The organism is Lysinibacillus sp. GW823-FHT02G10 (genome assembly GCF_058797135.1).
In genome coordinates this window covers 888,482-902,371 of record NZ_JBXAJI010000001.1, presented here as the reverse complement: position 1 = coordinate 902,371, position 13,890 = coordinate 888,482, and the positions used below count along the sequence as shown (strand labels likewise).

General features: G+C 42.1%; 15 protein-coding genes. 2 read left to right on the top strand and 13 right to left on the bottom strand.

Annotated features, from left to right (window positions below):
- Nucleotides 1–59 precede the first annotated feature (59 nt).
- Together AC1RFD_RS04575 and AC1RFD_RS04570 are read right to left on the bottom strand one after the other, a co-directional pair.
- Complete coding sequence (locus AC1RFD_RS04575; protein ID WP_048390658.1) at nt 60–440, bottom strand: SRPBCC domain-containing protein; 381 nt, start codon at nt 438–440, stop codon at nt 60–62.
- 29 nt (nt 441–469) lie between these two features.
- Nucleotides 470–1,678 (bottom strand): MFS transporter, encoded by a 1,209-nt coding sequence (locus AC1RFD_RS04570; protein WP_054548758.1) that lies wholly within the window; start codon nt 1,676–1,678, stop codon nt 470–472.
- 136 nt (nt 1,679–1,814) lie between these two features.
- Here AC1RFD_RS04570 and AC1RFD_RS04565 point away from each other — a divergent pair, with 136 nt between their 5' ends.
- Complete coding sequence (locus AC1RFD_RS04565; RefSeq protein WP_115673718.1) at nt 1,815–2,672, top strand: LysR family transcriptional regulator; 858 nt, start codon at nt 1,815–1,817, stop codon at nt 2,670–2,672.
- A 109-nt stretch (nt 2,673–2,781) separates the two neighbouring features.
- Nucleotides 2,782–3,651, top strand: coding sequence for a DMT family transporter (locus tag AC1RFD_RS04560; protein ID WP_048390652.1), 870 nt, complete (start codon nt 2,782–2,784; stop codon nt 3,649–3,651).
- A 34-nt stretch (nt 3,652–3,685) separates the two neighbouring features.
- On the opposite strand, the gene AC1RFD_RS04555 is transcribed toward AC1RFD_RS04560, so the two are convergent.
- The 11 genes from AC1RFD_RS04555 to cobS all read right to left on the bottom strand — a co-directional run bounded on the left by AC1RFD_RS04555 (nt 3,686) and on the right by cobS (nt 13,876).
- Entirely contained in the window at nt 3,686–4,675 is a 990-nt protein-coding gene (locus AC1RFD_RS04555; RefSeq protein ID WP_054548761.1) for a sensor histidine kinase, read from the bottom strand.
- Nucleotides 4,672–5,343, bottom strand: a complete 672-nt coding sequence (locus AC1RFD_RS04550; protein WP_115673717.1) for a response regulator transcription factor — start codon at nt 5,341–5,343, stop codon at nt 4,672–4,674. Before AC1RFD_RS04550 ends, AC1RFD_RS04555 begins: the two co-directional genes overlap by 4 nt.
- A 2-nt stretch (nt 5,344–5,345) precedes the next feature.
- Complete coding sequence (locus AC1RFD_RS04545; RefSeq protein ID WP_115673716.1) at nt 5,346–6,329, bottom strand: alpha/beta hydrolase; 984 nt, start codon at nt 6,327–6,329, stop codon at nt 5,346–5,348.
- Between the two features lie 126 nt (nt 6,330–6,455).
- On the bottom strand, nt 6,456–6,875 hold the full coding sequence (locus AC1RFD_RS04540) for a DUF1801 domain-containing protein (protein ID WP_004228761.1): 420 nt from the start codon (nt 6,873–6,875) through the stop codon (nt 6,456–6,458).
- Nucleotides 6,876–6,916: 41 nt separating this feature from the next.
- Nucleotides 6,917–8,728: an ABC transporter ATP-binding protein gene (locus AC1RFD_RS04535; protein ID WP_492474552.1), complete on the bottom strand. Its 1,812-nt coding sequence runs from the start codon at nt 8,726–8,728 to the stop codon at nt 6,917–6,919.
- Nucleotides 8,725–10,458 (bottom strand): ABC transporter ATP-binding protein, encoded by a 1,734-nt coding sequence (locus AC1RFD_RS04530; RefSeq protein ID WP_492474551.1) that lies wholly within the window; start codon nt 10,456–10,458, stop codon nt 8,725–8,727. Before AC1RFD_RS04530 ends, AC1RFD_RS04535 begins: the two co-directional genes overlap by 4 nt.
- A gap of 520 nt (nt 10,459–10,978) precedes the next feature.
- Nucleotides 10,979–11,665, bottom strand: a complete 687-nt coding sequence (locus AC1RFD_RS04525; protein ID WP_492474550.1) for a hypothetical protein — start codon at nt 11,663–11,665, stop codon at nt 10,979–10,981.
- Nucleotides 11,662–12,156 (bottom strand): ECF transporter S component, encoded by a 495-nt coding sequence (locus tag AC1RFD_RS04520; protein WP_492474549.1) that lies wholly within the window; start codon nt 12,154–12,156, stop codon nt 11,662–11,664. The genes AC1RFD_RS04525 and AC1RFD_RS04520 overlap by 4 nt, the downstream gene beginning before the upstream one ends.
- Before the next feature lie 30 nt (nt 12,157–12,186).
- Nucleotides 12,187–12,579: a bifunctional adenosylcobinamide kinase/adenosylcobinamide-phosphate guanylyltransferase gene (locus AC1RFD_RS04515; protein ID WP_305193850.1), complete on the bottom strand. Its 393-nt coding sequence runs from the start codon at nt 12,577–12,579 to the stop codon at nt 12,187–12,189.
- Nucleotides 12,531–13,127: a histidine phosphatase family protein gene (locus AC1RFD_RS04510; RefSeq protein ID WP_492474548.1), complete on the bottom strand. Its 597-nt coding sequence runs from the start codon at nt 13,125–13,127 to the stop codon at nt 12,531–12,533. The genes AC1RFD_RS04515 and AC1RFD_RS04510 overlap by 49 nt, the downstream gene beginning before the upstream one ends.
- The gene (cobS, locus tag AC1RFD_RS04505; protein ID WP_054548802.1) at nt 13,100–13,876 is read right to left on the bottom strand and encodes an adenosylcobinamide-GDP ribazoletransferase; all 777 of its coding nucleotides are present in this window, start codon (nt 13,874–13,876) and stop codon (nt 13,100–13,102) included. Before cobS ends, AC1RFD_RS04510 begins: the two co-directional genes overlap by 28 nt.
- Between the last annotated feature and the right edge of the window lie 14 nt (nt 13,877–13,890).

Here is a 13,890-nt window from a genome sequence, read left to right as displayed (position 1 = left end):
GGAAATTAAAATACGACCCTCCGCTCGAAATTCATCTAAGACCTAAGACGTAGAGAGGCTTACTGATAAGGAATGTCATGCCCCTCCAGCAATGCCTTTAAATTCGCAAGAGAGGCATCATAGCCTGACGAATTAAAGCTCACCGTAGTGCCATTACCCTGTTGGGCTAGCGTAATAGCAATCAATGTTTCAGGAACTTCTAGATAGAAGGAAAATTCCTCATTTTTCTTCACTTGCTGAATCGTTAGCTCCATCGGCAGTTTTTCAGAAAGCTGGTTATGCGCATTTGGCATTAAGGTAAATGTCATCTTTTCCCCAGCTGTTAGTATAGGGATGTCCCATATGGAGCCTGGTGCGTACCATCGGGAGAGGGATTGCTCCTCTGTAATCGCCTGCCATACTTTATCAATCTTTGCCTCAATCCAAATTGAACTGGTCATTCGTCGCAACCTCCATTTCCTCTTTTCCATTATTTTACCGAACTTTCAGAAGTTAGACTACCTTGGGATGTTCTGTATAAGTGAAATGCCCCCAGTATAACCATCACAGCGATAACATCCAAAGCGAGCTGATAGCTGGAAAAAACAGTAACCAATAAACCATAAACCGTTGGTGCCAAGACAATAAAGAACTGATTAATCGTTAACGCTGCACTAACAGTTAGTCCTACTGCTTGCGAATCGGATTGCTCCGTGACACAAGTGATATATATGGAATACCAGCCAAGCGCTAAAAACCCAAATAAACTGCAAAATAAAATCATGAGGCCCTTGCTATGTATGACAAAGGGCAAAAAGCCAACCATCAGGAATGTAGCGACCATGACGAGCACTAATAATGGCTCTCGTTTTTGAGCGAAATAATGGTCACTCATCCAAGCAAGTACAATTCTCCCAAACATCCCACCAAATAAAATCAGACTTAAATAGCGCCCTGCCTCGGTTAATGTATACCCACCTTCATGATGTAAATAGCTCATAAAGTGAGCTATGATAATCATTTGGAGGGACATCATAACCATGCCCACAAAAAATAAAGGATAGAGCGCCCGATTGTGCCGAATAGCACGCATCTTCTCTTTAAAAGGAATGAGAGGTGCCGTAGCGGTGTCATGCTGTTTTGGTTCTTTGTACAGCAATAAAAATAATAGTCCCCCACCAACCGCCATCAAGCCCTGTGCTAAATGGACAGAGGAAAGATGATGATGTTGATACAAATAGGTCAGCAAAGTGGAAGCCAATGCACCTCCAATCGGAATACCTGTTTGGCGTATCCCAATAGCAAGTCCTCGATGCTTGTTAGGAAACCATTTCACAATAGCAGTACTGCCACCTGTTTGCGCACTGCCATACCATATCCCCACAACTATTAATACGAGAAGCAATGTCGTATAATGATTCACGGGTATTAGCAATAAGGCTGACAGGCCCAGTAGTATCGAGCCCCATCCAATAATCTGCTTTTCTCCCTTTTTATCCATGAGATAACCAAATAGCAGCATGGAGAAAATTGGCCCTATATTGACGGCTGAAACAATTAGCCCTGTCTGGAAGGACGTTAAGTGCCATTCCATTTGATAAAAAGAGGCAACTGGCCCCATTCCGTAGGTCACAAAGGTTGCGGCTGTTTGCGAAAGTGTAGCCACAAGCAAGATGACCCATCGATAATATGTATGCATAATAACCCTCCATCAGGTTACTGCTTTTGCAGTCTACCTTTTCATTATCTAGAGTGTACGTGGACAGCTAGCGTACGTAAAATGGAGGAAAATGATAGCGGCTATTAAAAAAATCTATAGGTATGTGAGGAACAACATGAACATTGAAGAAATTGCCTTAAAAATGGAGCTTTTAGAGAGGCAAAACTTGAGTAAATCGGCTGAAATCACCAATTATACACAATCTGCCTTAACAGCAAAGGTGAAAAAAATGGAGCGTGAAATTGGGCAGGACGTCTTTAAACGAACACCCCAAGGCTTAAAGCTGACAGAGGTAGGTCAACATTATTTACAGTTTTTAAAGAAAGTTGCCGAGCAGTATGAAGACTTTTTACATACCATCGGCCCTACACAAACGAGCATTTTGGTTGGTACATCTCATACAACCATAAAAATATATGGACCATCCATCATGAACGCACTGCAAACTAGTCGAAGTCCGATAGATGTTGATTTCACTGTGGAATCAAGTACAGCCTTAAATCACAAAGTTCATCTGGCGGAAATAGATTGTGCATTGACAAGTAATCCAATCAAGCATTATAGCGATCTACACTATGATGTACTAGCCACAGAGACGTTTGAAGTTATCTCAAGCTCCGCTCATATCATTGACTTTGATCAACGAACACCTGTCACATTGCTTGTTTTAAGTAAGGGCTGCATGTATACCCATGCATTAGCACAATGGCTCACTGACAAGCAGGTACCTTTTACGATGAAGGAAATTAAATCAGTTAGTAGTATTTTAGATTTTCTTGAAATCGAGCATACATTGGCTGTATTAAATACCAAATTACTAGCACTTTATCCTTGTCCCGACCTGCATTTTTATGATTTAGATGGGCTTCACAGTGTGATTGAAACAGTTTATATCTATAAAAAAGATGACAGTAAGCAGCCCTTCATCCTGCAATTAAAACAGGTCATTGAATCCTTGCTTGAGCAGAATTAGCTCCATAAACCTATTTTGTGCTAATATTCTAAAAACCCTATATTATTCATGCGGACTACACTATAATAGGTTTGTCATTATTAATCTTGTAAATGCTTAGGAGTACATCATGTTTTATTACATCTCGTTATTTTTTGCAGTATTTGCATTATCTACCTCAGCAATCTTTGTTAAGCTAGCTGATGCACCACCAGCGATTACAGCCTTTTATCGACTATTTTTTGCGATGCTAGTTCTTCTTCCATTTTTATTGGCACAGAAGAGCTTGCGGCAGGAGCTTACAAGTCTCTCGAAAAAACAATGGGGACTCGGCATTTTATCAGGCTTATTTTTGTCCTGTCATTATGTGTTATGGTTTGAATCATTAAACTACACATCTGTGGCTAGTTCAACCGTTATTGTGACACTACAGCCACTATTCTCTTTAATAGGCAGCTATTTTTTATTTAAAGAGCGATTTTCAAAAGGAGCGATTGTTGGCTGCTTCGTAGCGATCATCGGCTGCTTCATTATTGGCTGGCAAGATTTCCAGATTAGTGGACAAGCCCTTTATGGCGATATTCTTGCCTTTATTGCGGCAGGTATTATTACAGCCTACTTTTTTATTGGGCAATCAGTGCGCAAGGATTTATCGCTCATTCCCTATTCTATTATCGGCTATGGCAGTAGCTCGATCTTTTTAGCCGTTTATGCCCTCTTTATGAAAGAATCGTTTTTCGATTATTCAGCCTCCACTTGGTGGTCCCTTGTAGGGCTGGCTGTCATTGCAACGATTTTCGGGCAAACCATTTTTAATTGGCTATTGAAATGGTTAAGTACAACGGTGATTTCCATGAGTATTTTAGGCGAAACAATCGGCACATGTATATTAGCTTATTTTATTTTAGATGAGATGATTTCCGTTCAACAGGGGATCGGTATTGTGGTCATTTTACTAGGACTTGCCCTGTTCTTACTACAGCAACGAAAATCAGTGTAAAAGAAAAAACAACGGCAAAGGCTGCCGTTGTTTTTTATTGGTGTGTAAAGTAGAAGGTCGTGCCATTTTTGTTTGATTGTAAGGAAGCTTCGATATTCAATGTTTTAGCAATATCCTGAATGATTTTAAGCCCAAGTCCGCCATGCTCATCTTCCGTCGTAAAGCCAATACCATCATCACACATGACAACTTGCCCGTCCTTAATCGTCACCTCTAGCTTGGATGCTTGGGCATGCTTTAATGTATTTTGAAAGACATTATCGAATAAACGCTGTAGCCACAATTCATTGCTAAGCCAAGCTGCTTGTAAATCATCGTGCTGAAAATGCAGCGTAATATTCTGCATGCGATATAGATACTGCCACTTCTTTATCATCATTTGTAACAATGGGACAAGTTGAACCTCCTCCTGCATGACATAGGACTGTTCACTTGTATCAAAGGACTGTAACTGAAATGCATTAGTTAAATTCGTGATATATTGAATTTGTGCATGTAAGGATTCCACCAATTTGGGCTGCCCCTGTAGCTGATCCTCTAGATAAAACAGCTGCAAACGGATAGCCGTTAACGGCGTATGAATGTCATGTCGCAACTTTTGTAGCAACTCTTTTTGAAGCTCCTGCTGCTGGGCAAGCTCTAATTCTCGGTAAGTTGTACGTTCAATTAAAAGATTGACAGATTGGCTAAGCTGTCCAATTTCATCCTCACTTTTTATCGTTAACGTGTCAGGTATTCGCTCATTACTTGCTAGTTCTCGTATTGTTTTATTAAGTAGTGTAATTTTGGATAGTAACGAATGAATCGATGTGGAAAATAGCCATGCGAGCATTCCTAACGCTAGCACAAACGCAATCAGCATCACAGGATAGGCATAGGACTCATGAAACGGAATGCCGTCATTTTTCATTTTAAAGGCCTTGTCATACAAAATTGACATGGCCACACTAATGCCTAATAGTACAACAGGCACACTCCCAATGGCTACAAATAACAAAGTACGGTATTTTGTTTTTAAGGTCATTTTTTATTATAGGTATTTAAACGATACCCTTCTCCATAAATATTTTGCACAATAATGCCTGCTGGGTCTTGTAGCTTTGTTCGAATTTTTTTAATATGGACATTCAAAATATTATGATTGCGTTCATCAAGTGGCCAAAGATAATCAAAAAAATGTTCCTTTGTTAATACTCGATCTCGATTGTCAAATAAATAAAAGAAAATTTTTCGCTCAATCGCTGTTAGGGCGATTTCATCATGGATGCTATGATGAAATACTTGACGGCGCTCCCCATCGATCAATAAATGCTGAATTTGCGTAAGTGTACCATACTGTTGTGCTAGCATTTTTTGCATTCTTAGCAACAGCTCTCGCGGATCAAATGGCTTTGTCAGGTAATCCTCGCCGACCATCAACCCCTCTAGCTTACTTTCAATATCATTACGTGCCGATAGAAAAATGATTGGAATATTTAAGCCTAAACGTTTAATATTTTTGCTTAATTGATAGCCATCCTCTCCTGGCAGCATAATATCCATTATGACTAAATCCACCTGCTGAATCAGCGCCATCATATCCTTGCCATCTGTTTTCCAGATTGCCTCATAGCCCTCACGCTGTACTATTTTTTGCAGTAGATCACCAATCATGTGATCGTCTTCTATAATTAAGATTCTAAATCCTTTCATACTTATCGACCTTTCTCATCACCCGTTGTTTTCATAAATTCCATTGCCAGTTGATAGATTTCATCTGGCTGATAGAGATAAATACTATGTGTCCCACTGACCTCTTTCACCTGTGCATAAGTGAATTGCTTTGCAAAGTCAGCATAATCCTGCCGATTTTGCTTCGTATATTTCGAATATTTGTTTTCTTCCGCAATCGCATCAATCAGTAAGATAGGCGTGTCTTGCGGCTTTTTGAGCTGTTCTGATTGTAAACTATTTTCGTAGACCTGCAACAGCTCATTTTGCATATCTTCATTAAAAAATTGCTTAAAGGACAACGCCTGATAGATTTCCTTTTCCTGTGCTGTTAAAAACGACATTTGAAGTACTTGCGGATTATAGACCTGTGTTGGCAAAAGTCGATGTAAGCCGAGTTTAGTAGCGAGGTGCATGCCTCTCACCCTCCAACGATCGACCGTCCCCATTTTATGCTTTACATATTGACTAGGTAGGCCAATGTCTAGCGCGATGATGCCCTTTACTTCCTCTGGGTATTTTTGCGCCCAGTAAATGGCCTCTAGCCCTGAAATGGAATGTGGCACAAGGACATAGGGCGGTTCAAGCCCACTTTGCAGAAGTGCCTGTCGTGTTTGCGCTAAAATCGTATCGATTCCTCTATCATCATGGGCTACGTCGCTATAGCCATAGCCAGCTCGATCCACTACTGCAATTTGATGATGCTGTGAAAACTTACGATACAGCCCTTTTAGCTCATATACGGGTGCTGCGATACCTGAGCCAGCCATAAAAATATATGTATCCTCGCCAGCCCCCTCCTGATAAACATGGAGATTGTGACCATCTACATTGTTTAATGTGCCGTTAGGTTGTAAAATAGCTGACTCCTTCTGTATTAAGCTATAGTGATAAATACAAATTATCACCATTCCAAGCACAATCAATACCCCCATATAGACAATCATTTTCTTTGCTTTCTTTTTCATACGTATCTCCTCTTTTCGTTGATACTTGCAAGGATACACGGTAAAAATAAATTTCTACTAAACTTTTGAAGAAAATAGATAAATTTCATACAAAAAAGCTACCTAACTAATAGGCAGCTCTCTTGATTAAGCATCTGGATAGGTTTTTCGTAAAAAATCGATGGTTTGTTGTATAAGGGCTTTTAAGATGTCTTCATTCACATCAGCTAGCTTATTAATATAAACGCAGGCTTTTCCTGTTGTGTGTTTACCAAATTGTTGTAATAGTTGCTCTCGTTCATCCCCTGGAGCAAAATATAAGCTAATTTTCGCTTTGCGAGGGGAATAGGCAGCTAGTGGGGCATCCCCTTCATGGCCTGTTTGATATTTGTAATGATATTTACCAAAGCCTATAATACTCGGTCCCCACATTTTGGCTTCATAGCCTGTGACCTCTGTAAAAATGTCCAATAATCGATAGGCGTCTTCTCGCTTTTTTGGATGGTCTACACTTTCAATAAATTCAATGACACTTACATCGGTTTCTTTGGTCTTTAATTCATACATGTCAATCCCTCGCCCTCTGGAAGATGTACCTTTATTATTCCCTATTCTACCTGCTCTAACAATAGTTTTTGTTGAAGATGACGATAGATCCCCTGCTGCTGCATCAGCTCTTTGTGATTGCCCTGCTCGACAATTTCTCCCTGCTGAATCACGAGGATTTGATCGGCATTTTCGATTGTTTTCAGACGATGGGCAATGACAAAGCTTGTGCGTCCCTGCATTAAATGCTGTAAGCCTTTTTGAATATCGACCTCTGTTTGGGTATCCACGCTGGATGTCGCTTCATCCAAAATTAAAATATCTGCATTCTCTAAAATTGCACGGGCGATCGCAATAAGCTGACGCTGCCCCTGACTTAAATTGGCTCCTCCTGCCTGCACGGGTGTTTCGTATTGGGCAGGTAAATATTTTATAAAATGATGGGCATTCGCAATTTTTGCCGCTTCCACAACCTCTTCATCTGTCGCATCTAGCTTACCAAAGCGAATATTTTCACGAATCGTTCCCGAGAACAAATAGGTGTCCTGTAAAACCACACCGACTCTTTGGCGAATCGTCGCCATCTGATAGTGCTCAATATTATGCCCATCAATTAAAATCTCACCTTGATCGACGTCATAAAAACGTGTTAATAAATTGATAATCGTTGTTTTGCCTGAGCCTGTTGGGCCAACAAGAGCAAATGTCTCTCCTGCCTTGGCATGGAAGTCAATGTTTTTTAACACAGGCTTATTTGGCTCATAGCTAAATGATACTTGCTTGAAAACAACATCCCCCTTGAGCGATGCCGTCTTGATAGCACTAGGCTTGTCGGCTACCTCTGAGGGTTCATCTAGTATCTCAAAAACACGCTCTGCCCCAGCAATAGCAGACTGGAAGGTGTTTAATAGATTAGATAGCTGATTAAGCGGACGGAAAAATTGCCGTGTATATGTCACAAAGGCGGCAATAATCCCCACTGTAACAATACTCTTTACTGCTAAAAAGGCACCTGTTCCGATGACGATGGCAAGGCCTAAATTATTCATAAAGTTATTAATCGGACCTAGTAAGCCAGAGGTAATTTCTGCTCGTTGGGCAGAGTTTCGTAGATTTTCATTTTGCTGATGGAACGTATCAATCGTTTGCTGCTCCCTACCAAAAAGCGTAAGTACCTCCGAACCTGTAATCATTTCCTCAATATAGCCGTTGAGCTTCCCGAGATCTCGTTGTCGTGCTGCATAATTTTTACTGCTGCGTTTAATGATTTGCTTGGTTGTGAAAACGATCAGCGGAATAATAATCAATGTCACGATTGCTAATTGCCAGCTTAATGTAAACATGGCGATACTGACACCGATTACAGTTAAAATGGACGACACGATTTGCGTAACACTTTGCGCAAGTGCTGTATTTAAATTATCAATATCGTTGGTCACACGGCTCATTAAATCCCCAAGTGCACGCTGATCAAAGAAACGTAATGTCAGTGTCTGAAGTTTTTGAAATAGTTCCAGACGTAATGTCCGAATGGTTTTCATCGCCACATGAATCATGACATAGGTTTGCAGCCATGTCAGAATAGAGGCTACTGAAAAAATAACGGCCAACAGGATGCCTAAACGAATCGTTCCGTCGATATCCTTTTTCATAATGTAATCATCAATAATATGCCCAATCATATAGGGCCCCGCAAGGCTTAAAAAGGTCGAGGCAATGACAAAAAAGATAGAGAAAAACAGCCCTATTTTTTGTTGCTTGACATAATGCCATACACGTGACAATGTCTCCCTTTGATTTTTCGCCTTCTCAGCTGGTCCCCCCATACGCGGTCCACGTCCAAAATTCATTTGCTTTGGTTGACCTTGACTCATCCTTGTTCACCAGCCTTTTGCTGTGACGCATAAATTGCTTGATAATGCGCATTTGATTGTAGAAGCTGCTGATGGGTTCCTTGCCCAACAATGTCGCCATCCTCTAGTACCAAAATAACATCTGCCTGCTGAATGGAGGCAATTTTCGACGCTACGATGAAGGTCGTTGTGTCTTGATAATAGGTGGCAATAGCTCGCTGCACTTGTTGTTCTGATGCACTATCTAACGCTGACGTTGTATCATCCAACACCAAAATAGCAGGCTTTCGAATAAACGCACGACTTAATGCAAGGCGCTGCTTCTGCCCACCCGAAAGATTCGTAGCACCCTGTGATAATTCATGTGCTAAGCCCTTATCAAGTCGCTCTACAAATTCACTGGCGCAGGCCGCCTCTAATGCCTGCTGTATGTCCTCAGCTGTAGCATTATCCTTACCGAGACGAATATTTTTTTCAATCGGTCCTGAGAACAATAATGCTTTCTGTGAGGTAAATCCGATATGCTCACGTAGGGTTGCGAGTGAGTAGGATTTTAGCGGTTTTCCGTCTATGCGGATTTCGCCACCAGAGGGATCAAATAAGCGAGGTAATAGCTTCACCAGCGTCGATTTACCACTACCTGTTTTTCCAATAATGCCGACCGTTTGCCCTGGTTTCACCGAAAATGAAATCTTTTTGAGGACATCCTCAGCTGTTTCATAGTAACGATAGCTCACCTGATCAAAGTCAATGGCCCCTTTTATTGGATCGGTCAGCGCATGTTCCGCTTCCTTAACAGCAATCTCTTTGTTTAACACGTCCACAATGCGTTCTCCTGAAGGCAAGGCTCGCGCTATTTGCATCAGCACCATACTAGAGGACATCAGTCCATTTAAAATAATCGTTAAATAATTGATGAATGCAAGAATAACACCCACTTGCAGTGTACCCGCGTCTACCTTAATGGCTCCAAGCCAAAGCGCGGCTACAATCCCTAGATTGACAACAAACATCGTAAAGGGTACAAGCACGCCGACAATTTGCTCAGCTGTAATAAAACGTTTCGTCAACGCCTCATTTAATTCTCCAAACTGTGCTACCTGCTGTGTTTCACGGCGAAAGGCTTTAACTACACGAATACCCGCCAAATTTTCCTGTAGCTTCGTATTGACGGCATCAATGGCCTCCTGAACACGACGATACAGCACACCCGAATACTTCGTAAAAAAATACATCGCTATAACCAACATTGGTACGATAATGAGCAATATGGAAAAAAGCTCACGTGCTGTGACAAACACAATAATCACTGCGCCGATAAAGAGCAAGGGCCCACGCACAAAAATACGCAGCGTCATCATAAAGGCACGCTGAATACTTTCCACATCACTCGTTAAAATCGTAATCAGCTTCCCCGTTGTAAAAGCATCTCGCTCCTTGGCTGAGTAAGTCATCATCTTCTCATAAAGAGCCTGTCGAATGTCCGAGGCAAAATGAATCGCCGCCTTCGAGCTATAATACGAGCAACCAACCCCACCAATAAGTCCGAGCACTGCACTGCCAAGCATCCACACAAACATACTCAATACGTAACGATTATCCCCATTGGCAATCCCCGTATCAATCATATGTTGCATGATGGTCGGCTGAATTAAATCCATCGTCACCTCTAGCACCATCAATAACGGTGCAATCAGCGTGAAAAATTTATAAGGCCCCAAATACTGCCCTAATTGTTTAACTGCCTGCATACATTCGTCTCCGTTCTATTTAAATCCCATTCGTTCCTTATTATAACTGAAAATCATTCCCATTTGATAAATAATTTTTCGGGTCTCGTAATATTATTGGGGTGGTTTGATTGTGGTGTAGTGTCTTCATAAGGAGAAAAAATCTAATTTCTAAGCAGATTTTGGAGGGTGGTGACTTTTTAGAGCGAAGTTCCACTTCTTATGAGCGGCTTTCATTCGCTGTGGAGCGGGCGAGGTTGCCTTAAGAACGACTTCCTTCAACTTTGGAGCGCGGTTTCCCTTCTTTGGAGCGGCCTTCTTCCACTTTTGAGCGGGTTTGCCCTGCTTAAGAGCGACTTCCTCACACTACATAGCGAGCCTTTTCCTTTACAAGCAACAGCCAGCTACTTTAGATTCAGCGTCATCCTGTCAATAAGTAAGGAAATACCCAGAGCAAGAATCATATCGAAGTAAAATAACACTTGCTCTGGGTTATCTAGCCCTGTCCCAAGATGCGATCATTTGCTCAAAACAAGCCCCATCACTTTTCAGAAATGCGTAGTTTCTCAAAATTTCGCAGGAAAATTTTTTGTGCCTGTGACTCATTGTCTGGAGAAATGCCTAGCAAAATGACTGTACAGGGGCCTGCTGATTTTGCACCATCAAGGGCGCATTCCACATGTCGCTCCCCAAACAGACGGGCAAATTCTCCTTGCAACCCCCTCGATCCGACTGGCCATACTTGCTGAACAATTTCTGACTGCCATGCCTTGAAAACAGGCAGCAACTGCGCCACATCTTTAGGCTGTGCCAACACCTCTTCACCCACAAGCGGCAGGCCATAGGTGTACCAGCTAAGCTGATCGTGGTCAAATGCTCGACGCTGCTGCTGAATTTCTCCAAGCATTGTAACAGCTAAGCCTGACTGCAATGTAGGCATATTGGATTCCGTACTCCCCGTAATGGCTGGGCATGTAAGACCTGCCTCTGCAAACACTTGCTGTATACCTTTTTCATAGCGAGACCATGCGGCATCTCCAGAAAAATTCGCAAGTAGAACTTGAATAGGTAGTGCCTGTGCAGCAAGCTGTTCTAAAAACGTTACACGGGCTGTCATGTAGGCTGTCAATTGGTCTGGTGCCGACACAACATCTTGCGGTTTTTGTCCAATGGCTGCGGCATTATCCATGGTCGCAATGAATGCCCCTACTTTCATCGCATTTCTCACTGTGCACGACCTTCCTTACACACAAAAACCTTTGATAGGACGGGCATTACTACCGCAACAATGATTAAATTGATCACCGTTGCCATTAGAATACTACCTAAAGCACCCCAGAAAAATGCTGGACTAATAATAAAATAAAATGGTAGTGGCGCAACAATACCATTTAATACTAAGGCAACTGGCCATTTCCAAAAGTGCATGCCTTTTTTATGCATCACCCCGAAGACCCATACGACAATCAACATTTCTACCGCAATAATAATATGTAAAGGTCCTAGGGGGAATCCAGATGTTAATGCTGTAATAAAATGGCCGATTAATCCAGCAACCCCTGCTAAGATGGGGGATAGAAAGACAACACCTAAAAAGGCAGGGGCCGAATCCAGCGCAGCCGTTGAAATAAACGCTGGTACTTTAATCATTGCTCCTACTGCACAGATGGCCGCTACCATCGCCGTCAAAATCAATTTTCTTAATTTTTGTCGTTCCATTTATTTCCTCTTTTCTGTTGAATGTCTACTTTACTTCAATGGCTCAGCTATTCCATACCAAATCCGTACAACTTGCTCCGCTTCCTTGAACAAAGCTTGATATAGTCGACCACAGGTATCGCGTAGCTGTCGGGCTTGTTTTTCCATTGGCACAACCCCACGCCCCATATCCGTCACAATAAGTACGAGTGTGCAATGCTGCTCAAGCTCTTGTAATGTGGCTAGCACCTTTTGAACGATTAGTTCATCTTCCTCCAAGTTTTGTGTCACAAGCCAATTCTCTAAGTTCTTTAGGACAAGGACATCACAGGCGGGCGCTCCCTTAGGTAGTTCGCCAGCAATCATAACCATCTGTTGCTGTTCATACAAGCGCCTCACATAGTCGGTTTTGCCGTTATAGGCACCTCCGATAAAGACATGCATCGTGCTCCCTCCTCCCAAGCCTTTCTAGTAAATGTTAAAACAAATTGTTTATCATGTGGCACCTGATAGGACCAAAAGGGCTGCTCTGTTGGCGCAAAGGCAACAAGTAAGGCACGAATAACCCCACCATGAACCACTAAATAATAGCTATCCTCATTTTTCGGTAAATAATGAAATCCATCTACAACACGTTTCATAAAACCATCGAATGCCTCACCTTGTGGAGGGGGTGTACGGATTGGATCATCTATCCATGCTCGATAGTGAGCATCCATTTTTAGCTCCTCATAGGTTTTCCCTTCGAATGCACCAAAGTTCGTCTCTCGAAGGGATGCCTCTGCCTGGTAGCTAGCATTGGGAAAATAATGAGCAGCCGTTTGTCGACAGCGCTGTAGATCACTGCCATATACCTTTTTAACCAATGCATCCACAACAGCAAGCTTGGCTGTATCTGCTAATGGTGCGTCCGTCCACCCAAGGTAACGCTTTTCAAGATTCTCTTTTGTAGGCGCATGCCGAATTAAGCACACAGTAACAATGTCACCCATAGCACAACCTCCATCCCTTCAATGGAGGCACCCAGTAAATCGCCAGATACTCCACCAAAATTACGCAACGTAAATTGTCGAAAAATAAAAAGTGCAATGGCTAAAACGACGACTAGGACAACAGGAAGAAGTAAGAACTGCGTGCTGATAAAAACAACCGTCATCGCCAATACGAGCGATAACAGCATGATCACTTTTAATCGATTAGCATTCATATGAGACTTAAAAAAATAAGCAAGACCTTTTTCCTTTGAGCAATGGAGTGACATAAAATAAAAGCTCATGCCCACCCTTGTTAGAAATGGAATGAATATCACCATCCACAAGTCGAACTTCTGCTGCACTAAAAGCTCATGTAGAATAACAAATTTCCCCATTAATAAAAACACCACAGCCAATACTCCGAACGCTCCCACACGGGGGTCATCTAAAATCTCCAATCGTTTTTCTCGATCTCGATAGGAAAAATAGGCATCGCCCATATCAATAAAGCCGTCTAAGTGCAAACCACCTGTCCATAAAGCAAATAGCCCTATCACAGTGAAAGCTAGCATCACTTCACTGCTGGCTGTCCACTGCATAAGACTATAAAGCACAGCTGCCACCGTTGTTCCCATTAAAGCACCTATCCACGGTAAGCAAGCAAACATGCCTGTGATGGTGGACCTTGTTAGCGGAAGCTCTTTATGTACTGGCAATACCGTAAAAAATTGAAATGCCAGTAGGAGGCTATGCCAAAAATTTTTCATCCTCTTGCCTTCCT

Bases quoted from the DNA above. Each gene is read 5' to 3' on its own strand.
- AC1RFD_RS04575 (WP_048390658.1), bottom strand. From the start codon at position 440: ATGACCAGTTCAATTTGGATTGAGGCAAAGATTGATAAAGTATGGCAG.
- AC1RFD_RS04570 (WP_054548758.1), bottom strand. From the start codon at position 1,678: ATGCATACATATTATCGATGGGTCATCTTGCTTGTGGCTACACTTTCG.
- AC1RFD_RS04565 (WP_115673718.1), top strand. From the start codon at position 1,815: ATGAACATTGAAGAAATTGCCTTAAAAATGGAGCTTTTAGAGAGGCAA.
- AC1RFD_RS04560 (WP_048390652.1), top strand. From the start codon at position 2,782: ATGTTTTATTACATCTCGTTATTTTTTGCAGTATTTGCATTATCTACC.
- AC1RFD_RS04555 (WP_054548761.1), bottom strand. From the start codon at position 4,675: ATGACCTTAAAAACAAAATACCGTACTTTGTTATTTGTAGCCATTGGG.
- AC1RFD_RS04550 (WP_115673717.1), bottom strand. From the start codon at position 5,343: ATGAAAGGATTTAGAATCTTAATTATAGAAGACGATCACATGATTGGT.
- AC1RFD_RS04545 (WP_115673716.1), bottom strand. From the start codon at position 6,329: ATGAAAAAGAAAGCAAAGAAAATGATTGTCTATATGGGGGTATTGATT.
- AC1RFD_RS04540 (WP_004228761.1), bottom strand. From the start codon at position 6,875: ATGTATGAATTAAAGACCAAAGAAACCGATGTAAGTGTCATTGAATTT.
- AC1RFD_RS04535 (WP_492474552.1), bottom strand. From the start codon at position 8,728: ATGAGTCAAGGTCAACCAAAGCAAATGAATTTTGGACGTGGACCGCGT.
- AC1RFD_RS04530 (WP_492474551.1), bottom strand. From the start codon at position 10,458: ATGCAGGCAGTTAAACAATTAGGGCAGTATTTGGGGCCTTATAAATTT.
- AC1RFD_RS04520 (WP_492474549.1), bottom strand. From the start codon at position 12,156: ATGGAACGACAAAAATTAAGAAAATTGATTTTGACGGCGATGGTAGCG.
- AC1RFD_RS04515 (WP_305193850.1), bottom strand. From the start codon at position 12,579: ATGCATGTCTTTATCGGAGGTGCCTATAACGGCAAAACCGACTATGTG.
- AC1RFD_RS04510 (WP_492474548.1), bottom strand. From the start codon at position 13,127: ATGGGTGACATTGTTACTGTGTGCTTAATTCGGCATGCGCCTACAAAA.
- cobS (WP_054548802.1), bottom strand. From the start codon at position 13,876: ATGAAAAATTTTTGGCATAGCCTCCTACTGGCATTTCAATTTTTTACG.